Origin of the sequence: Parabacteroides leei (assembly GCF_023369805.1) — a bacterium.
Lineage (GTDB): Bacteria > Bacteroidota > Bacteroidia > Bacteroidales > Tannerellaceae > Parabacteroides > Parabacteroides leei.
The window spans coordinates 1-21,232 of the sequence record NZ_JAMBQG010000023.1 but is presented as its reverse complement, the minus strand read 5'-3'; the positions used below and the strand labels follow the sequence as shown (position 1 = coordinate 21,232).

Here is a 21,232-nt window from a genome sequence, read left to right as displayed (position 1 = left end):
ATTTACACTTTATGAAGAACATTAACTACGTAATTAATGGTGTGCTCGCGGTGGCTGTCGTGATATTGTTCATAATGCAATTTTCCGACAAGAAAGAATCAACAGTGACAAAAACATTTGCATCTGGAGAAGGTGATTCCATAAACTTACTTCCTATTGCTTATGTCAATGTAGATTCACTTTTGCTTAATTATAATTACTTCAAGGATCTGAATGAACAGCTCCTGAAAAAAGAGGAAAATTCACGTGCTAACGTTACCCAGCAGGCACGTAACCTGCAAACCGAAGTACAGGAATTCTATCGTAAAATGGAAAATAATGCATTCCTTACCCGTGAAAGAGCTCAGCAGGAACAGGAACGCTTGATGAAGAAAGAACAGGAATTGAAAGATCTGGATGCAAAACTGTCACAGGATTTGCTGATGGAGCGCCAGAAGCTGAACGAACAACTTCGCGACACTGTAGTTTCTAAATTGAAGGTGTATAACAAGGAAAAAGGATATCAGGTGATTTTCAGTAACACTGCTGAAGATAATATTTTGTTAGCCGGAGACTCTTATGATATTACCAGCGAGCTGATCGACTTATTGAATAAAAGTTATTCAAGTGGAAAGTAAGTAAAAACTAAAAATATGATATAAAAAAGCTGTTGCAGTATTGTAACAGCTTTTTTTATGTACTTATGTATTATTTATACTACAGTAAAGAAAACAGTCCACTATAGTGGGGGAAAATCCCCATATGTATGGGACTTTATCCCTACCATAATGGGTAAAATTCCCCACAAGAAAAAAATGCGGGGAAAAAATGTAGGGGATTTATTTCTTTTTTCCGGATACGAATGATGAGTAAAGTAACAGGACGGCGGCAATTGTCAGGCAGATCACCCATTCTTTCATATCTTTGAACATCAAACCGGAGGCACAGATCATCAGGACAGATGCGATTATGTTGAAACGATGTAGCCTGCGTTCGCGAAATGCCATATCTTTTGTCGGGAGAGTCAGGAAACAGACCGCCATGCCCGCTGCTCCCACTGCAAACATATAGGGAGCCAGAAACCACTTGGACAGGAATAAGATTGCACCTGCCAGTATCAATAGACCGGCAATAATAAAAATGATTGTTCTTGCTTTTTGATTCATTATTTCTTCTTGATGATATAGACATCTTCGTTCGGCTTCTTCATGAAATACTCTTCACGGGCGAAGCGTTCCAGACCTTCTTTGTCGGTATGAAGGTCATTCAGTTTCTTACTGTTTATCTCGATCTCTTTCTGGTAATGTTTGATTTCTCTTTCCAGGCTACGGATCTTTTCGTCGTACGTATAACGTTTGTACAAGTTGCTGTCGCCCACTGTGAAAGTAAGGATCAGGAATCCGATGACAACCAGCCAGTAGGCGTTTATCCGGGAAAGATACTTATTATAAAAGTCTTTTATGCGTGACATGGAACTTCGTTTTCGCAAAGATAAATGAATTATTTTGTATATCTTTGTGTTGTCAAAAAAAAAGCAAAGAATGGACAATTATATTGTATCGGCAAGAAAATACCGCCCCTCTACTTTCCGTAGTGTCGTAGGGCAGAAGTCTCTTACCACTACACTGAAAAATGCAATACAAAGTAACAAGCTCGCTCATGCCTATCTGTTTTGCGGACCGCGTGGTGTCGGGAAAACTTCGTGTGCACGAATCTTTGCAAAGACGATCAACTGTCTGACTCCGACAGCCGATGGTGAGGCATGTAACGAATGTGAATCGTGCCAGGCTTTCAATGAACAACGTTCCTATAATATACACGAACTGGATGCTGCATCGAACAACTCGGTGGATGATATTCGTTCACTGATCGACCAGGTGCGTATTCCGCCTGCTATCGGTAAATATAAGGTATTCATCATCGATGAGGTGCACATGTTGAGTTCGGCCGCTTTCAACGCGTTTCTGAAAACATTGGAAGAACCACCTCATCATGCCCTGTTTATCCTGGCTACTACCGAGAAACATAAAGTGCTGCCGACTATCTTGTCGCGTTGCCAGATATATGATTTCTCCCGTATCTCGATAGCCGATATGGTGGAACATCTGGAATATGTCGCCTCCCGTGAGAATGTGACTGCTGAGCCGGAAGCGCTGAACGTAATCGCTCAAAAAGCTGATGGAGGAATGCGTGATGCTTTATCTATTTTCGACCAGGTAGTCAGCTTTACTAACGGTAATATCACCTACCAGGCTGTTATCGATAATCTGAATGTACTTGATTATGAGTATTATTTCCGTCTGACGGATGCGATCTTGTCCGGAAATGTGCGCTCGTCTATACTGATACTGAATGAAATATTAAGTAAAGGGTTCGACGGGCAAAATATAATTACCGGTCTGGCAGCTCATTTCCGTGACCTGTTAGTGTGCAAAGATGAGGTTACGCTGATCTTATTTGAGGTGGGAGCTTCTATTCGTGAGCGTTATAAGGAGATGGCAAAACGCTGCCCGGATCAGTTGTTGTTTAAGGCAATCGAACTGGCTAATACCTGTGATTTGAACTATCGTGCCAGTCGGAATAAACGTTTGTTGCTTGAACTGACGCTTATCCAACTATGCCAGCTTAGTAATGCCGGGCAAGCTGTTGAAGATAAAAAAAAAGGAGTAATTGAACCTCTCGTTTCTGGGGCTCCCGGACAGCCTGTTTCTCAAGGCGCCCAACCGGTGGGGCAGGGGCAGCCTATCCGTCAGTCGGGTCAACCCGGACAAGCTGGTAGCCATATACCCCAGAAACCTGCTGGAATGAACAGCAATAACGGGCAGGTGATAACGACTAATATGCCTTCATCTGCAACAAATATTCCACAAGGACCTCCGGATTCCTCTCCTAAAAAAACATTTCGTCCTCCCCATCTGGGTACTTCCCTGAAAGAGATTGGGTTGGAAAAACCGAAGAATCCAATGACGCAACAGGATTCCCGGACTGTGCAGGAAATGGTAAACCCTTTCTCAGAAGAGGATCTGATCCGGTGTTGGGATGCTTATGTCTCAAGCGGAGTGATTGATAAGAAGGTGTATCTGAAGAATACGATGATAAACTGTAAGCCTGTTTTACAAGAAAATTACTTCTTTGAAGTAGGGGTGCATAATCCGGGACAGCAGGATGAGTTGAGTAACGGATGTGTCGATCTGTTAAATTACTTGCGTGTGCAACTTAAAAATACACGAATCCAGATGCGTATCCGTATCATTGAAACAAATGAGAAACATCTGGCCTACACATCCTCGGAAAAGTTTGAACATCTGTTGAGTGTCAATCCGGTTCTGGGAAAACTGAAAGATGAATTTAACCTGACGCTGGATTAATCCGGCGTCAGGCTTGTTTTTTCATTCAGTGCAGAGGGTGAAGGTGGCTAGTGTCCCTTTATGGTCTGATGGCCAAACTCCTTTAGGTGTAATAAAAGGATCCTGTGTTTGATGATCTTTTATTTCCCCCATACAAAGATCTTCTATGGGACCCACGATAGCGACATCCTTCAATGTTAAATCTTTATTCGGATAATAATATATAAAATCAATACGGTCACGATCATCTGCATCCGCAACCCACATTAACTTATCCATTGGTGCAGCCTTGTTTCCTGCAGGCCAGCTGAATCCGGGATGTGTGACAGGATTGGGATATAATTCCCTGTAAGCATCCTTATATCCGGCATTATGTAGCATGGCGGAGCAATCCCAATTAATTACCAGTCCATTATGATTTCTCATGTCTTTTGTATCTGCCTGCCAATCCAGATGAGATGGTTCGTTGAAATCGCCTCCCAGGATAACTATGTTCCCTTGTTTAATTTCCTGTTGTGCATCTTTCAACAAGGCGGCTACTCCTTCCTCCCGGTATGATAAGCGGTTGGCAGTTAGTACAGAGTCGGCGTTATCGGCCGGAGCATCTATCTTTTTCCAGGTTGTCCCACTGTATCCACGTGGCATATAGCATTCATAATGGGTATAGTCCCAGTGTACTGAATAGACAGTCAGATTTTGTCCGTTGATCGTAAGAGTTGCTTTACAAACGGGACGCGAGTCGTCTTCAAGCGTAAAGGGAGATATTACATTTGTTAGTCGGTATTTAGACAAAATACCCATCGTCTGGTCTATATATTTCCCGTCATATGCTTTTCCTCTTTTTTTGAGTTCGTCTTTCAAATCTTCAATGAAAGGATTATTTTTTTCTTTTCTTATTTCACAAAGAAAAATAATGTCCGGATTAGTCTGGTCTATGATATCAATAATACCTCCGACCCCATCAGGTACAATTCCACCTTGATACCAAAGGTTTAATTGGAGAACTTTCAGCGAGACAGATTGCTTACCTATGCAGGAAACTGACAGTCCCAGCAATAGCAATGAGCATAACAGAATATTGATTTTTTTCATTTTTAGATATTTAATGGTGTTCAGAAACTGTTTTGATTCCTATTTCACTTATTCCCAGAAAATAGTTTCTTTCAAATTGGGATTAATTTTTTTGTCTTGCAAACTGATTGGGCGATAATAATATTGTGGCTCAATAAATTTGCGGGGGAGTAATCGCTGTGTTTCGAACATGATATGTCCTTTATTCCCTTCCGACAAATAGTAAGAGGCTTTTGCTCCGCTTTCATTTTCCAAATAGTAGATTGCAAGAGAATTTTGTAAATCTTCGGGAAGCGATTGTTTGTCTTCCGGTTTTGCAAAGATGGCAATATCGGGAATTCCATCGCCGGTTACGTCTATTGGTCCCAGTTCCGGTATATAAAATCCTTGTTGCCGATTAGCGAAAAGCTTTCCTGCTTTCCAACGGTTCACATCATCGAAGCGGAAACCTTCACAAGCCAGTTCAATGCGCCGTTCACGGCGTAATTCACATAATATTCCACGAAGCGGGCTATTAATATTCGAATATTTATCTATTAAAACAGGGTCTGTTTTAGCATTTGCTTCAGCCATTTCAATGTCGGGTAATCCGGCACGTCGGCGCAATCGGTTGATACTTTGATCCAGGTCATTTTGTGTCAGTGTCCCCAGTTCTGCTTTTGCTTCGGCATAGATCAGATAGATTTCTCCTAGTCTTATTAATGGAATATCGATATATGAAGAATTGTATGACCATTGGTCGACAGAAGTCGGAGCGTATTTGATCTGAATATATCCTCCTCTGTCGGGAGTAGTTAGAAACGGTTTGCTTTCTCCGGCTTTGATATATCCCGGATAACAAACTGTTGCAGTCATACGTGGATCACGGTTGACAAAAGTTTCTGTATATGTTTTTGTTTCATAACCAGGCAGACTTGTATAAGGAACAGCTTTTCCATCTTCTACATAGAGATAAGAATCCATCAAATCCTGGCTTAATCCATAGTTGTAGTTGAACACATCTTTTGTATTGTTGAAAATACTTTTATTTGCATCATAATCCATATAAAGCAGCACTTCCGGGTTATTACTCAGGTCTGTGGAGTTAAACAGGTTTTTGTATTCCGGACTTAATGATAATTCTTCTGACTGCATGATTTGTTCGCAAGCTTTTACTGCGATTTGAAGAAAACGGTCAGCATCTGTCAGATTTAATTCAGAATGATATTTCCGGAAAGTTCCTTCATGCAGAGCAATGCGTGCCTGTATGCCAAGCGCAGCTTTTTTTGTGATACGTGTTTTGCTGCTTCCTTTCTGAACCCATTCACAGGCATAAGCCAGGTCATTCATAATGGAGTCTACAACTAATGTGCGACTATCCTGCGGTTTGTATAATAGGTCGATGTCTTCTACATTCAATGATTTCGAATACCATGGAACGTCACTATATCTTTTTACTTTATCATAATAATTAATTGCACGGAAGAGACGAGTAATCCCTATATAGTGATTGATTTTTTCTTGCTCTCCACTTGTACGGTGTACATTTTCAAGTAGGATATTATATTTACGTATTCTCTCCCAGTTCCATTCATTTACAGTTTCGGCTGAAAGATTACCGACCATCAACGTTTGCAACTCAATGTCGGAACCATAGTTTGAAATGTTGTCCGATAATGCATCGTGGATGGGAACTTCCAAATCTGCATAAAATGTATTTGAATAGCTTTCCAGATCTGAGACATTTTTAAAGAATGTTTCGATTGATATGTCTGTTTCCGGAAATCGGTCCATAAAACTATCATTGCAACTTCCGAGCAATAAGGTGGCACATGCCAATATGAATATATTTTTCTTTTTCATGATGTATCAATTATAAAGTAAGATTTATACCAAAGGAGAAAGTTCTGAGATATGGGTATACACTGCCGCTTAATCCTTCCGGATCGATATGACGTGGGAGATGTTTGATTGTAAATAAGTTTTCTCCGCTGAAATAGATACGCAGGTTATCGATCTTTGCTTTTTGCAACAGAGGCTTCGGTATTGTATAACCTAACGTCAGGTTCTTCAACCGGCAATAAGCTGCATTTTGCAAATATTTAGTTTGTGGTGCACCCAGTTCTTTCTGGTTCCAGGCTATATATGATTTTGGCCTGGGAAATTTGGCATTACGATTTTCAGGCGTCCAGTGATCCATATGGTCTTTGAACACATTTGTCCATGGCATGGCATATAATCCCCAGAAATAATGGTTGTTGGCTTCCGGATACCAATCGCGTTTTCCAATACCCTGGAAGAATGCGCGGACATCGAAGTTATTCCAGTCTGCAGATAAATCAAAACTGAAATTGTATCGTGGAGTCGTATTTCCAATAACTTTATAATCGCCAGGATCGTCTACTGTCCATTTGCCGGAATTGACGAAACCATCACCGTTGAGGTCTGCAAATTTCAAATCTCCCGGTTCTGTTACACGATCATTTGGATATGACATAACTGTTGTTTGATCCGCATGGTTGTCTATTTCTTCCTGATTTTGAAAGAATCCAAGTGTGGTTAATCCCCAGATTTCACCAATGGTTTCTCCTTCGTAGTATTCACGGGAAGAAAGTTCGTAGGCATCATAATTTGTTAGTGAACGAGTTGGATTTGCATATTTGGTGATAACCGAATGATTGTCTGCAAGGATGAATTTAATGTTATAATTGAAAGGTTTTTCAGCCAGTGTGAAATTATCGCGCCAAGCCAGACTCATTTCCCAACCATTCGTACGCAGATTAGCGGCATTGATTTTGGGAACTTTGGTACCTAAAACATTGGGAAGTGTTTCCCCTTTAGCTAACATACCTTCCGTATTGCGTCGGTACACGTCGAAGTTGGCAGATAAACGGTTCGAAAGCAGGGTCAGATCGATCCCTCCGTTAATTGTTTTGACTTTTTCCCATGTTAGAGATGAGGCAACTAATCCGGGTCTGCCGACACCTACCGGAATTTCTCCGTCCAACAAAACCTTTTCCTGAGAAGCGGGCATGTTGGCGATGTATTCATATGCTCCGACATTTTGATTACCTAAAGCTCCGTATGATCCTCTGACTTTCATGAAATCTACCATTTTTCGAAGAGGTTCGAAAAAACTTTCTTCTGATATCACCCATCCTGCCGAAACGGAAGGGAAGAAACCAAACCTGTCATTCTTTGGGAAACGGGAAGAACCGTCATAACGACCATTTGTTTCCACCATATATTTGTTGTTGAATGTATAGTTCAGTCGGTAAAATGCCCCGCGTAAGGCCCAACTTTCCAACTTCTCTTCCAGCGATTTTTCACCGGTAGCCAGTTGGAAGGAAGGAAGTGTATTACTGATCAACTTATCGCGCCAACCTCCAAAATAATCATATTTATATTCTTCCTGGTTGAAACCTGCAACTATCGAGATCTGATGACTATTCAGAAATGTTTTTTGGAAATTAGTAAATACATCATATACTGTATATTCTTCTGTCGTACTGTATTTTCCGGAGAATGGTATGGCAGTGAACGGATCGTATGTAGTCATTGTTTCCGGTGCGTCGGGGCCTTTCTTTTGCCAAATCGGCATATCCCAATTGTGCTTTTTGAGATTTTTCTTCCGGTATGTGGCATTGGCTTTGATTGTCAAAACATCCTTTATCAGATTAAGACTGGCGGAGAATGTTCCCTGGAAGTTGCCGCTTTTGGAAACAGAACGTCCTCCTTCGGCCAAACGTCCTATCATACCTGCACCGCTGTCTGTCCACGAACCATCAGGGTTATGGATAAGATCAAGTGTATTAGTCCGGTTCAGATTGTGGAAAAAGTAATCCAGATTATAAGGTTCGTCGTTTGAATAATAGGTATAAGCCAGATTGGTTCCTAATTCGAGCCAGCTCGTTACTTTATATTCCAATTTGTTACGAAGGTTATACCGGCTGTATTGATCGCTTCCTACTTGTAGTATACCATTATTGTTGTAATATTCACCTGAAAAATAGTAACTGACTTTCTGGGTTGTACCTGAAATACTTACATTGTGATTATGAAGGAAACTATTCTTTTTGAATGCTGCATCAAACCAATCGACTGAACCTAAATATTGCCATGTTTCCGGTTGAGCAGCACTCAGATAAGCAGCAGGCAAGGATGGATCTTCTGAACGCCGGCGTGCATATTCCAGTGTTTCGTCATCGAAAAATGTATACCAGCCTTTTCCGGCAATGTTTTTCCAGTTGGCTACAGTATAAGGATCTGTGACCAGTTCCGGTAGGTTAGACATATTGTTGATTGAAACGCTACCTGAATAGTTTATCCGGACTTTTTCACCTTCCCCTTTTTTTGTTGTAACAAGTATTACTCCAAAAGAGGCTCGTGCACCATAGATAGCTGCAGAGGATGCGTCTTTTAGAACGGAGACATTATCGATGTCTTGTGCATTGATGCGAGAGAATTCATCGGCACTCATAGGTACGTTGTCTACCAGGATTAGAGGTTCACCTCCTGTGATAGAAGTTTCGCCACGGATATTAAAGGAGGGGGTACTGTTGGCTTGTCCGCTTGAATTGCTAATATTCAGGTTGCCGATTGCCCCCTGTAAAGCTTGTCCTACATTGGATACCGAACGGTTTTGCAAAGATTTTCCAGATGTTGTTCCTACGGCGCCGGTCAGATTCACTTTCTTTTGTGTCCCATAACCGACAACCACGACTTCATCCAGTGTTTCGGAATTTTCTTTCAGTGTTATCGATATTTCTGTCTGGTTACTAACTTTTATTGTTTGTTCGGAGTAACCAATGTAGGAAATAACCAGTGAAGCTCCGGTTGGAACCAGAATGCTGAATTTACCGTCTATATCGGTTACTGTGCCATTGGTGGTCCCTTTTTCCATAACATTGGCTCCAATCACCGGATCTCCTTGCTCGTCTGCAATTTTACCATTGATGACTTTTGTTTTTCTTTCACTCTGGTTTTTTACTTCGCGTGGAAACAGTGCAATTTGTTTTTGGGTAATCTGGAAAGAGACGTTTGTCGGCTCCAACATGGCTGATATGGCAGAATTTATACTTTCATTCTGTGCATTAAGACTAACTTTCTGCTTCATATCGATCTTTCCGGCATCATAGAAGAACCTGTACTCGCAGATATCTTCTATCTTTTTAATTGCTTCAGATAGAGGTTGGGCAGAGAAAGTAACTGTAATAGAGTTTGTTATTTGTTGAGCTGTCAGGTTCGATATAGACAATAAAAAACCTAACATTAGTAATAAATGTTTTTTATAATTCATTTCTTTAAATATTTTTTAGGTTAACGACAAACGGTCGGATAGTAGTTGTCAGACCGTGAATTATACCAATCAATTCATAGGCTTTACTTTTTTATTTTAGTAGCAGCTGTTATTGTCAAATTATTATTCTCATCAAAGTCGTAAGTGATCGGGTTGATCCGTGACATGATCCGGAGGATTTGCTCCAACGGTTCATCCCGCAAAGAAAATGTAAAAGCATACTTTTCGGCTATCGTCGGATCCAAGTCGATTTGTATGTTATACCATTTGGAAAGAGAACGACATATCTCTTTCAGATTTTTCTGTTCAAACCGTATTTGGTCGGCTGTCCACAAACTGGCATACTCTACGTCTGCTTTTTCTACACTCAGCGAGTTATTCTGTTTGTCGAAAATACCGGCTTCACCAGGTTTCAACATTTTGTAATCAGAGTCTGTCCGGAGGGCAACTGAACCTTCAACCAAGCTAACCTGAATGCAGGGATTGCCCGAATGCGATTCGACGTTGAATTTCGTACCATGTACGATAACATCCATACCGTCTGTTTTCACAATAAAGGGACTTTCTTTATCGTGAGTAACAGAAAAATAGGCTTCTCCGTCAACCGAGACTTCCCGGTTTTCTTTGCAGAATCCGGTCGTGTAGGCCAGGGTACTTTTTCCATGCAACCATACTTCCGTTCCATCAGGAAGTAACACCTTAGACTTACCTGAATAGATGGAATATCGTTGCACTTCTGCAATTTGCCTTTCTTGCTTACCGGTTAGTAGAAAGTAAGTACCGGAAACAGCAATAAGTAACAGGATTGAGGCTGCTGCGATGAATTGTCTGAAACGGCGGATAGGAATAACGGCCGGCTGTTCCTGTCTTCTGCTTTTCTGCATTCTTCTGGATAGCTCTTTCCAGTAGAAATCCGTGTCAGGCGTATAATCGGCAGATGTTTCCCGGATATTGTTCCATATCGTTTCAATGTCGCTGTACAATACCTGGTGTTTTTCGTCCGACAACCATTCACCAAGCTTCTGTTCCTCTTCCGGAGTAAGGAGCTGCTTTTGTCTGCCGATGATCAATTTCCAGGGAATATCTTTCCTCATATCTTGTAACATTTAGGTGTTTGTAAGTATGACACATGAAATAACGGCAACCCTTATTCTTTCTTTGATTTTTTTTACCAAAGATAAGAATAACCGTCTCCCAAATAAGATTTAATACGCTTTAAGGCTTTGGTTATCTGGCCTTCAACTGTTTTTATTGAAACCCCCATTTCTTCAGCAATTTCTTTGTTCGATTTGTTTTCTTTGCGGCTCCTGATAAATACGTCACGGCATTTGTCGGGCAGGCTGAGGATCGCTTCATTTATCAACTCTGTCAGTTCTTCCAGTTCAAGAGTCGACTGGAGACTGTCTTCCGGATGTAGCTCTAGCTCGTCAAGAGACGTATAAGTCTTTTTGTCGCGCAAAGCGTTGAAACAACGATTACGTGCAGATTGGAAAAGATAGGCTTTGAGAGATATTTGTATCTGTATTGTCTCACGATTTTCCCAAAGGTAAGTGAATAAGTCCAGGGCCAGGTCTTCCCCTTCTTTTTTATCTTGTAAATAGATATTCATGAAGCGGCATAGAGGAACAAAGTATCTGTCGAACAGACTTTTGAATGCGAGTTCGTCACCTTGTCGGATCAAATTCAGAATAAATATATCGTCGTTCATTTATTATATCTCGTGTAGATCTCCTTTTTCTATTTGGTGCGTAAAGATAGTATATTTTTTATATTACCAATTATTATTAAAACTAGATAAAAGAATGGCAACAAAACGAAAGGTTACAAGGTTTTAGATATATAAGAAGGTAAAATAGATATGAATACAATTAAATCGGATTTTGAAAGTATGATCGGTGTGATCCTAAATCGTAAAAGCGTTCGTCAATATACAGAGCAGTCGGTTAGCCGAGAGCAACTCGAAGTGTTGGTAAAGGCGGCAATGACTGCTCCGTCGGCTGTGAATAAACAACCTTGGGCTTTTGTCGTGATTGACGATCGGGATACACTCGATAATCTTGCGTCTCTGTTACCTTATGCAAAAATGGCGGCTAAAGCTTCTGCTGCTATAGTTGTATGTGGTGATTTAAGCAAAGCTTATCATGGTCTGGATGATGAATACTGGATTCAGGACTGTTCCGCAGCCACAGAAAACTTGCTTCTGGCTGCTGAGGCTATGGGATTGGGGGGAGTTTGGACTGCCGTTTATCCGGAGGAAGACCGGATAGCTATTGTTCGTAAGAGGTTGGCTTTGCCGGGGCATATTATTCCATTAAACTTTATTCCAGTAGGTTATCCTTTGCATAAGGATACTCCGAAAGATAAGTATAAACCGGAAAATATTCATTTTAACAGGTGGTAAAGAAGTCGTGTTTTCTGTTTAGACGAATATTATAACGTTTTTGATCAGATGTTATTTGTTAAATAGTTGTATTTTAGCGGGTAACTAAATTGATTATTGATATGAGAATGAAGGATTGGCTTTTGTTTTTGATGATTCCGGTACTTTCGACCGGATGTGCAACGATGGATCCGACATCGCGAACGATCGTTGGGTCACAGGTTGGAATGCTGGCCGGAACGGTTGCCGGAGGACTAATCGGGCATGCGGCGGGTGGGTATCGTGGTGAAGCGATCGGATCGTTCGTAGGTTCGGTCGGGGGAACCGTTTTGGGGGCAACTGCAGCTTCTTCTCAGAATCAGCGCAATAGAAATGCAACAAATGCCAGGGTATACCAACTTCCATACGTAGTTATAGAAGATATTTATCTGGAAGACCGGAATAATAACCAGATCGTGGATGCTGGGGAAACTTGCCGTATTTCGTTTATTCTTTCGAATGAGGGGCAACAGATTGCTTACAATCTTGAACCTATTATCAAAGTGGAGAAAGGAAGTAAGTATGTGAAGCTGTCCAATCCGGTTACGATCGGTCAGTTGCAACCCGGTAAACGGATGAGTTACACAATCACTTTGCATGCTTCACCGAAATTGAAAGCCGGAGAAATTAGTATTTCTGTCCGGCTGAAATCCTCAGACGGTTATTTGACGGATAAGGAAACTTTTACGCTGCCTACAGGCAGATATTAAGCATTTAATTCTTCATCGTATGGTAATATGATCGAAAAACAACTCCCTTTTCCAATTTTTGAATGAAGATCCAGATGACCTCCGAGTTTTTCGGCAATGACCGTACTGATCGATAAACCTAGTCCGGTACCTTTATCTGCATCATTCATTTTGTAAAAGCGTTCGAATATTTTTTTCTGATGTTCTTCCGGGATACCTTGTCCGGTATCTTCTACAAACAGGATTATCTTATGATTCGTTTCGTCCGGTTGATAACCGATCCTGATATGCCCTTCCGGCGTAAATTTCACCGCATTGTTGATGAAGTTGGATATGACTTGTTTGAGTCTTGTTTTATCTATACGGGCAATCAATGCTTTTTCCGGAATTGATTTTATAAATTCCAGATGTCGGGGAATGGATACCTGATGCGTTCTATATATTTCCGAAATCAACTCCGACAGGTTGTAATTTTCAAATGAAAAAGACATTTTCCCGGATTCCATACGCGACAGATCTAATATGTCGTTTATCAGCTTCAGCAGTAATTCACAATTTTGGTTGATCGTCTTGATAAATAAACTACGTTCTTCCGGACTGATATCCTCATCGGATGCCAGTAGGTTAGAAAAACCTACAATAGCATTTAGCGGTGTACGTATTTCATGACTCATGTTGGCAAAGAACGATTCTTTGCGTTCTACTTTGAGAGCCATATCCCTTACTTCTTCTGCTTTTTCTTTGGCAATCCGTAGATTCTCTTCCGATTTTATCAGTTCTTCTTTTTCCCGTTTCAATTCGGCTTCTGATTTCTCGAGTTTCTTTTTTGTTCGTGCAATACGAAGGTAAAGGAAGGATATGTATAGTAATGTAAGGAATACTAAAATAAGTATGATGTAACTCGTTTTCAATTGGTTATGCTTGAATTTCAGTTCGAGTTCATTATTTTTCAGTTTCAGGTGATCTGTCTCATAAATTGTCCTGAACTCGTTTAATTGTGAGTCTAGCCATGCACTGTTGATAGAATCTTTCAGGATATTGAGTTTTTGAAATTGTTCAACAGCTTCCTTATGAAACCCGGCTAGAGTCAGTAGCCTGGCTTTTTGTTCCATCATGTCGATACTTTGTTCTGCATTTGCCTGTTCCATGGGCTGATAAGCTTTTTGGAATATAGCCAAAGCTTGGTTGTATTTACCGGTTGCTTCATAATAATCGGCCATGGCTAGGCTATGTGCTTTCAGCCTGCTGTCTGCCATATCCGGATAACTTTTTTTTATATCATTCATTATCGCTAATGCTTCGCCCGGTTTTCCCAGCTTGGTATAAAATTTAGCTTTCCATATCTGTATATTTATCCATTCATTCATGAGAAAGCTCTTTTTCTCACCGTCATCTATTTTTTGTTTTCTGATAAGTTCTATCAAATTTTCATTACGCTTGATAAATTCCAACCCATTTGAATATTCATTAGTAATGCTACAGATTGTGATCAGGTTCTGGCAGATATTTAATTGCCACGCTTTCCATCTAACTTCTTCCGGAGGGATCAATGACCAAGCTGTTTCGAAGTAATCCATTGCTTCCTTGTACCTTTTGGCACCTATCATTGCTTCTCCAAGCCCCATATTGGATGCAACCAAGCCTTCCAAACTATCGTATTTTCTTGCTGTGTCATACATTTTTTTGGCTGTCTGGATAGCCTGCTGGATCTTTTTTTGGTCAAGTAAGACCCTGATTTCTGTGTTTGCCAGAAAGAAATAATAGTTGTATTCTTTATTTTCCAGTGCCAGCGGATCCATTTTATCTTTCCAGTAGTAGAAAGAGTCAATATTATTTTTATTTACGTAATAAAGAGCCCTGTCGCTTAAAGACTCGCATACGAAATCCAGACGGTTTTGCCGCCAGGCCTCTTTTTCTTTCAGTTCTGCATAATAAAGGAATCGTGGAGAATCAAACAGAAGGAGTTCGAGTCCGGTTATTTTAAATAGATAGAAAGAGTCCCGGGGCATTGCGTCTAGTGCTTTGGATAGACTATCTTCCAGTAAATCAATATCTTTCCAGCCAGTGGCGTTTTCTGCATGCAGAGTACACTTAACTGTAAGAACGGAAGCAGCCAATAGTAAATAAACTGATATTAGAATTGGTCTGCATATATGGGAATGCTCCCATTTTATGTCGCTTTTAATCATATCAATATAAAGCAAAATTTTTACCCTCAATGTGGTTACAAATTAAATGCTTATTTTTGATATCCCAACTGTTTGAGAATAACTAAAACAACCAATAATCAAAGGTTTTTGTTTTTTTATAGAATAGGTGACAATTCCAGTCCCAATTCATACAAACAGGCCTGTACTTCATGGGGATTTCCTGTATGTTTGCCTGCATCATCCGACAGTTTAATACATTCTTTCCATCCCTGATTGATATTCATTTTACATTGCGACAGTTTCATAACGATGTTGGAAGGCTTGAAACCTGTATCGTTGGTGAGATTTGTTCCGATACCGAATGCACATCTTATTTTTCCCCGGCAATAATCCATAATATCTAGGGCTTTACTAAAATCCAGAGCATTACTGAAGACGATCGTTTTGGTGGTGGTATCTATACCGAACTCTTTGTAACGGGTAGTCAGTTTATCGATAAACTCAAACTCATCACCTGAATCACATCTTACCCCATCAAATAACTTAGCTTGTTTACGGCTCAGATTGCTTAGAAAAATATCGGAGGTATAAGTATCAGACAATGCAATACCCAGATCTCCGTCATAGACATTCACCCAGTTTTCGAGTGCCATATAATTGGCATGTTTGTAGCCGAATTGAGCTCCATGGAACATAAACCATTCATGCGGATGTGTTCCCATCATTTTCAAGCCGAACTTCATGGCAAAATAACAATTTGAAGTTCCTGTACAATATTCAGCCTTTTCACTTAAATATTTAATGACAGTCTTCTGTACATCTACTGAAAATCTTCTTCGTGTTCCGAATTCGGAGAATGGAAGTTTGTGCAGGTTGGAAAGTACGACTTTTTCAGATAGTTTGGATATTATCAGATCGGGATCGGCTATATTTCCAGAAGATCGATTTTTGATTTCTGAAACGATTGCCAATAGAGGTACTTCATAGAGGGTTACTTTATATAGAAGGTCGGTTACTTCTATATGCAATAGATTCGCTTCATCCAGATAGACTTCTATTTTTTCCGGATCGAACCGAAAAGAAGAGAGCCATTCCCAATAAACACGGGGTAGGAACCGACAATGTCGCGTCATGTATTCTAATTCGTTATCTGTAAGTTTCAAGCGACTTAAATGGGCTATTTCCATTTTGAGTTTTGCCAGAAACTCTTCGGTGTATTCTGTTTTGTCCCTGTCGTTAAAGCTGAAACGTCCCATTGCATAAGGGAATAGTTTGATATAAGCATACGAAGTCGTAAACTTATAAAGGTCTGTATCTAATATAGTTTTAATGATCATCCATCTATCTTTTACTATTATAACGTGAAAAAGTTGGTATTTGTTTGGAAATGTGCGGGAGGATTTTAGTAATTCGATATCTTTACGGCATGAAAAGTGTAATATCTCGATATACTTTCTATAAAAATAAATATGGAAACGAGTTGTTGGTCGATGTTGTCGAATTGAAAAGTATCAAGAAGTATTTGAAAAAGAGTTCGGTACATACGTTGACTTACTATGATATTACCTTTATAACTGAAGGTAGGGGCTCTTTTTCTATCGATAATCAGTTTTATGAAGCCTGCCCCGGTGACGTAATCTTTTCAAAACCGGGTGAAATACGTAATTGGGATAAAGATGGTATTGTGAATGGATATGCACTTATTTTTGAGGAGGAGTTTTTATCCGCTTTCTTTAAGGATGACCAGTTTGTCCGTCATCTTGCTTTCTTTGATCCTGGAAGCACGGCTGCTAAGATACATCCGGTAGAATCTCTTTCCACGCGGCTGTTGCAGCAGATTAGCCATATTAAAGAAGAAATTGGTTTGTACGGTCGACATGGAGATCATATATTGAGAGCCCAACTGTATGAAATACTAGTACTACTTGATAGAGTATATAAGGAAAGGGGAGAAATGCTGGTTCTTAGTAAGGAGAAGCGTAGCTCTCATATCAACAATTTTATTCATTGGGTCGATAAATCTTTTAAAAATCATCATTCTGTCGGATACTATGCCGATAAGTTATGTATCACCCCAAATTATCTGAATGAGATTGTAACGGCATCTATGCTGGTAAATGCCAAACAGTATATTCGTAATAAACTGATGGGAGAGGCGAAACGGATGCTCACCTATACAGATCTGCCTGTGTCTGAGATTGCTGTAATACTTAATTATGAAACGGTTTCTTATTTTGTCCGTTCCTTTCGGTTATATACCGGACAAACACCTCTGGCATACCGGGAAACTCATAAACCGTAAAAAGTGACATTTCTTCCTTGTTTTTTGATCTGTTACCGGATGAACTTTCCCTTATCTTCGTTGGTGTAAAATAAATAACAATTTAATTATGAGAGATGCAGAAAAGACAATAGGAAATATTGTCGACAAACAAACAATTGCTTTCCTCGGCTCAGTTGACCAGGAAGGATTCCCCAATATTAAAGCCATGTTGCAACCTCGTAATAGGGTTGGAATCCGTATTTTTTATTTTTCAACCAATACGTCTTCTATGCGGGTTGCACAGTTTAAAGCAAATGACCATTCCTGTATTTATTTTTGTGACAGGCGGTTTTTTAAAGGGGTAATGTTAAAAGGAACAATCGAGGTTCTGACAGATCCGGCCAGTAAAGAAATGATATGGCATCCGGGTGATACCATGTATTATAAAGAAGGTGTTACGGATCCGGATTATTGTGTGTTAAAATTCACAGCCTTTTCGGGAAGGTACTACAGTGGATTCAAGTCGGAGGATTTTAATGTGGAATAAGTTCTTAGGATAGAAAGCTCTCTGTGGAACGTATTTATCGATTATAACTATGCGTTATAATCGATAAATGTACTCTTTTTACCACAATAAGTCAGTGTAAGCTTATGCATTGCTCTTGTCACTGCTACATATAATATGCTCCTGTCGATTTCCGAGTGATAGTTTTTGCTATTTACCATGGGTATGATTACTTCATCAAATTCAAGTCCTTTTGCCATATGTGAAGATGTTATGATAATACCTTTTACAAAAGCGGAGCTTTGATTTGACAAGAAATAGACTTTATCTGTATAAATTTTCAGTTGCTTGTCTGTTTCTTTTGCCTGCTGTTCTGTTTTACAGATGATTCCCATTGATTTGTACCCCGATCTTTCAAAGGTGGAGATTAGATTGAAAATACCTTCAATCTCTGTTTCCTGATTAGTGAATTTTAGTATGGCAGGTTGTTCACCATGTCGTTCTATGGGTTCTAGTTCTTCGTTAGTCCGGATACTTTGAGCAAATGCCGTAATTTCGTAAGTAGAGCGATAACTTTTGCAGAGTTTCATCACCTCTCCTGTAACAACTGTTTTTCTGATCATTTCTGCAGTGGATGATCCATAAGGATTGACTGACTGGTTTGCATCTCCCAGTATAGTTTTACGACAAGTATAGAGTTTTTGGATAACTTTATACTGTATGGGAGAGTAATCTTGCATTTCATCGATCAAAAGGTGTTTAACATGTGACTGATTATTGTATCCCTCCAATGCAATATGTAAGTATGCAAGTGGTGCCAAATCGGTGTATTCAAGCATGCGGTTTTTACGTAACTTGAATAATTCAGGTTTTCCGATCCAGCTAAAAAAATCTTTGTAAACTTGCAAATCGTTATTACCGGCAAACATCTTCTTTATTTCTTTTTTCAACTTGTTGCGCTCTGCTGTGGTTATATTGAAACGATATTGGACTTTCATTATTTCGAGAATGTAATCGGTCATAGTTTCAAAACGTTGACGCATGGGATAACGATTGAATCGACGGAATTGCTCATCAATAAATCCGGCGGGAATAATTATGTGATTATTCAATTGAATATCTGAGGCTTTGAAATAGTTATTCTCGATATATAATATGAATTTATCAAGTAGTGAAATAAAATTGATGGAAGATTTATATTGTATTCTTTCAGTAAAGCTTGGCGTTGACTCTTCCAATAATTCTGTTACTTGTCCGAAAAAGTTCTGATAGTTGTATTTGTTATCCAGTATTCTTGAAAGGATCTGTTCCATGCTGGTTTCAGGAACAGTTTCTTCACCTAACTCCGGAAGTACATTTGATATATAGTCGGCAAAAACTTTGTTAGGAGATATGATCAGGATCTCTTTTGAAGAAATGTTTCCTTTAAAAGCATAGAGCAGGTAGGCGATGCGGTGCAGGGCAATGGATGTTTTACCTGATCCGGCAACTCCTTGTATGATTAATGCCTGTGCATCCTCATTACGGATAATCTTGTTCTGTTCATATTGAATGGTGGCGACGATATTTTTCATTTTATCATTGGTAGTGGCACTGAGTTCCTTTTGTAGAATGTCATCGTGAACAGTCTGGGAACTTTCTATCATATATTCCATTTTTCCATTCCGGATGCGGTATTGTCGTTTTAGAGAAACGACTCCTTTAATTTCACCTGCCGGCGACATATATGAAGCTTCTCCTAACTCATGATCATAGAACATACCTGAAATGGGAGCTCTCCAATCATAGATCAGGTTTATTTTGGTATGGATGTCGTAGAAAGTATGTATACCGATATAGATGGGTAGAGGGGCGTTCTTTTGATTATTTACCTCTGAAAAATCTATTCGTCCGAAGTAGGGGATATCCAGTATTCTACTCAGCCGTTTGCGTTTATCAATGACTTTTTCTCCCAGTGCAAAATGGTTGAGAATGCTTTCACGCATGGAGCGGATCTCGTGAGGGTCGATATCTTTATTTGACCATATATAACTCTTATACTCTTGTAATGTTTCTACATGTTCTTTAACTGATGTATCCGTATTATTTATCGAATCTTTTAGGATATCGATTACTTGTAGCAAATATTCTTTCTCTTGTTTTTCTGTTTGATTAAATATCATAATGTTATACTTGTTGTTAGGTTGGCAAAGTTACTTTGGTCTCCTGATGTATTAAATAGCTATTTATAGCCATATATCAACTCGTTTTTGTATTTTCGTAGCCCTAAATCGATTGTAATGGATATAATTGAACTTTCAAAGCACAATCAGCAACTAGCCTGGGATATTCTTGAGAATACCCGTATTGTTTCAGTTTGGGAAAGTCTTGGTGCCAGGGTAAATATTGTCGGTTCACTGAAGACTGGCCTGTTAATGAAGAACAAAGATATTGACATGCATATCTATACCGATGAGTTGGTTATTGCTGATAGCTTTGCTGTAATGGGTAAGCTGGCAGAAAAATTAGCTTTGGAAGAAATTCAATATAAGAACCTGGTCAATACCGAGGAGGAATGTATCGAATGGCATGCTTTGTATAAAGATAAAGAGATGAATTTATGGAAGTTTGATATGATTCATCTTCGTAACGGTTCTAAATACGATGGTGTGGTAGAAAAGGTGACAGATGCCATTATCCGGCATTTGACATTCGATATCCGAAGAACGATTCTGCAGATCAAATATGATATGCCGGATAATGTAAATATTCCCGGTATAGAGATTTATCATGCGGTTTTCACTGGAGGGGTAAAAAACTATCGGGAGCTCATGCAATACCGGGTTGATAATCCTTTGGTAGATAGTTTAGAGTGGACTCCCGGATAGACTATATTCTAAAAGGAAAGGTATTATAGAAGTTCTTTCCATTTCTCCTGGATATTTTCTTCTCCGTCAAAATAGTTGACTTGTGTGTCTTTGTTGAATATTTCGTAGGATGGGACAAGGAATATTTTGTTTGAATCGGGGTATTCGCATATATCATGACCGATGAATGTTCTTATGTCCAGGTATATGCAAGGTTCTGTTGTGTGATTATATAACTGATGAGCTCCTGTTTCACCCTTCTCAAAGAATATTAAATCTCCGCTAGTAACGACTTCCAGGCCTTTGGGGGTTCTTAACGTGGCAGAGCCGGAAAGGATCATAAATAACTCTTCTGCATATCGGTGAAAATGATATGCGGCACAATATTGGTCGGGGTTTAATTGTCTCAAGTCAAAGTTTAGATTTTCAGGATTTACTCTTTTTTTGATTCTTGAGATATCCGAGAATAATCTGAAATTATCAATTTTGTTGGAATCTTCTTTAAATTCTCTTTCTTCTGATTTTAAGATTGTTGCCATAATTCTTGATTTAATTGTTGTATTTACAACCGATTATTACTCAATATTTTATAGATAATAAGTCAGAAATATGGTTGTTATTTTTAATTGCACATTCTAAAAGGTGAAGATTTAACGCTTTTATTGATTATTAACTCAAAAAGGAC

General features: G+C 39.4%; 18 protein-coding genes. 7 read left to right on the top strand and 11 right to left on the bottom strand.

Annotation, left to right across the window (positions count from 1 at the left end):
* Positions 1-11: 11 nt before the first annotated feature.
* Positions 12-617, top strand: coding sequence for an OmpH family outer membrane protein (locus M1P97_RS22655; RefSeq protein WP_195374738.1), 606 nt, complete (start codon positions 12-14; stop codon positions 615-617).
* Positions 618-818: 201 nt separating this feature from the next.
* On the opposite strand, the gene M1P97_RS22650 is transcribed toward M1P97_RS22655, so the two are convergent.
* Positions 819-1,145, bottom strand: a complete 327-nt coding sequence (locus M1P97_RS22650; protein ID WP_249390288.1) for a hypothetical protein — start codon at positions 1,143-1,145, stop codon at positions 819-821.
* Complete coding sequence (locus M1P97_RS22645; protein ID WP_075558632.1) at positions 1,145-1,450, bottom strand: FtsB family cell division protein; 306 nt, start codon at positions 1,448-1,450, stop codon at positions 1,145-1,147. Before M1P97_RS22645 ends, M1P97_RS22650 begins: the two co-directional genes overlap by 1 nt.
* Before the next feature lie 70 nt (positions 1,451-1,520).
* On the opposite strand from M1P97_RS22645, the gene M1P97_RS22640 reads away from it, so the two are divergent.
* Complete coding sequence (locus M1P97_RS22640; protein WP_195375427.1) at positions 1,521-3,347, top strand: DNA polymerase III subunit gamma/tau; 1,827 nt, start codon at positions 1,521-1,523, stop codon at positions 3,345-3,347.
* A 21-nt stretch (positions 3,348-3,368) separates the two neighbouring features.
* Here M1P97_RS22640 and M1P97_RS22635 read toward each other — a convergent pair whose 3' ends face one another.
* The 5 genes from M1P97_RS22635 to M1P97_RS22615 form a co-directional block, all read right to left on the bottom strand.
* A complete protein-coding gene (locus M1P97_RS22635; RefSeq protein WP_249390287.1) occupies positions 3,369-4,418 on the bottom strand; it encodes an endonuclease/exonuclease/phosphatase family protein in 1,050 nt (349 codons plus the stop codon).
* Between the two features lie 48 nt (positions 4,419-4,466).
* Positions 4,467-6,239, bottom strand: coding sequence for a RagB/SusD family nutrient uptake outer membrane protein (locus M1P97_RS22630; protein ID WP_249390286.1), 1,773 nt, complete (start codon positions 6,237-6,239; stop codon positions 4,467-4,469).
* Positions 6,240-6,249: 10 nt separating this feature from the next.
* Positions 6,250-9,675 carry a TonB-dependent receptor gene (locus M1P97_RS22625; protein WP_249390285.1) on the bottom strand — a complete coding sequence of 1,142 codons (3,426 nt, stop codon included), beginning with the start codon at positions 9,673-9,675 and terminating at the stop codon, positions 6,250-6,252.
* An 83-nt stretch (positions 9,676-9,758) separates the two neighbouring features.
* Positions 9,759-10,769 (bottom strand): FecR family protein, encoded by a 1,011-nt coding sequence (locus M1P97_RS22620; RefSeq protein WP_249390284.1) that lies wholly within the window; start codon positions 10,767-10,769, stop codon positions 9,759-9,761.
* Positions 10,770-10,843: 74 nt separating this feature from the next.
* A complete protein-coding gene (locus tag M1P97_RS22615; RefSeq protein ID WP_195375422.1) occupies positions 10,844-11,383 on the bottom strand; it encodes an RNA polymerase sigma-70 factor in 540 nt (179 codons plus the stop codon).
* 150 nt (positions 11,384-11,533) lie between these two features.
* On the opposite strand from M1P97_RS22615, the gene M1P97_RS22610 reads away from it, so the two are divergent.
* Positions 11,534-12,076: a nitroreductase family protein gene (locus M1P97_RS22610; protein ID WP_195375421.1), complete on the top strand. Its 543-nt coding sequence runs from the start codon at positions 11,534-11,536 to the stop codon at positions 12,074-12,076.
* A gap of 101 nt (positions 12,077-12,177) precedes the next feature.
* The gene (locus M1P97_RS22605) at positions 12,178-12,804 is read left to right on the top strand and encodes a glycine zipper family protein (protein ID WP_195375420.1); all 627 of its coding nucleotides are present in this window, start codon (positions 12,178-12,180) and stop codon (positions 12,802-12,804) included.
* On the opposite strand, the gene M1P97_RS22600 is transcribed toward M1P97_RS22605, so the two are convergent.
* Together M1P97_RS22600 and pncB are read right to left on the bottom strand one after the other, a co-directional pair.
* Positions 12,801-14,972: a tetratricopeptide repeat-containing sensor histidine kinase gene (locus M1P97_RS22600; RefSeq protein ID WP_249390283.1), complete on the bottom strand. Its 2,172-nt coding sequence runs from the start codon at positions 14,970-14,972 to the stop codon at positions 12,801-12,803. The genes M1P97_RS22605 and M1P97_RS22600 overlap by 4 nt on opposite strands.
* A 116-nt stretch (positions 14,973-15,088) precedes the next feature.
* A complete protein-coding gene (gene pncB, locus M1P97_RS22595) occupies positions 15,089-16,270 on the bottom strand; it encodes a nicotinate phosphoribosyltransferase (protein WP_249390282.1) in 1,182 nt (393 codons plus the stop codon).
* Positions 16,271-16,359: 89 nt separating this feature from the next.
* On the opposite strand from pncB, the gene M1P97_RS22590 reads away from it, so the two are divergent.
* The gene (locus M1P97_RS22590; RefSeq protein ID WP_195375417.1) at positions 16,360-17,235 is read left to right on the top strand and encodes a helix-turn-helix domain-containing protein; all 876 of its coding nucleotides are present in this window, start codon (positions 16,360-16,362) and stop codon (positions 17,233-17,235) included.
* Positions 17,236-17,323: 88 nt separating this feature from the next.
* Complete coding sequence (locus M1P97_RS22585) at positions 17,324-17,743, top strand: pyridoxamine 5'-phosphate oxidase family protein (protein WP_195375416.1); 420 nt, start codon at positions 17,324-17,326, stop codon at positions 17,741-17,743.
* A gap of 47 nt (positions 17,744-17,790) precedes the next feature.
* On the opposite strand, the gene M1P97_RS22580 is transcribed toward M1P97_RS22585, so the two are convergent.
* The gene (locus M1P97_RS22580; protein ID WP_249390281.1) at positions 17,791-19,863 is read right to left on the bottom strand and encodes a HelD family protein; all 2,073 of its coding nucleotides are present in this window, start codon (positions 19,861-19,863) and stop codon (positions 17,791-17,793) included.
* A 117-nt stretch (positions 19,864-19,980) separates the two neighbouring features.
* Between M1P97_RS22580 and M1P97_RS22575 the strand changes: the two genes are divergently transcribed.
* Positions 19,981-20,568 carry a phosphoglycerate mutase family protein gene (locus M1P97_RS22575; protein ID WP_195375414.1) on the top strand — a complete coding sequence of 196 codons (588 nt, stop codon included), beginning with the start codon at positions 19,981-19,983 and terminating at the stop codon, positions 20,566-20,568.
* 23 nt (positions 20,569-20,591) lie between these two features.
* Here the strand turns inward: M1P97_RS22575 and M1P97_RS22570 are convergent, their stop codons facing one another.
* On the bottom strand, positions 20,592-21,086 hold the full coding sequence (locus M1P97_RS22570) for a cupin domain-containing protein (RefSeq protein WP_249390280.1): 495 nt from the start codon (positions 21,084-21,086) through the stop codon (positions 20,592-20,594).
* Positions 21,087-21,232: the final 146 nt, after the last annotated feature.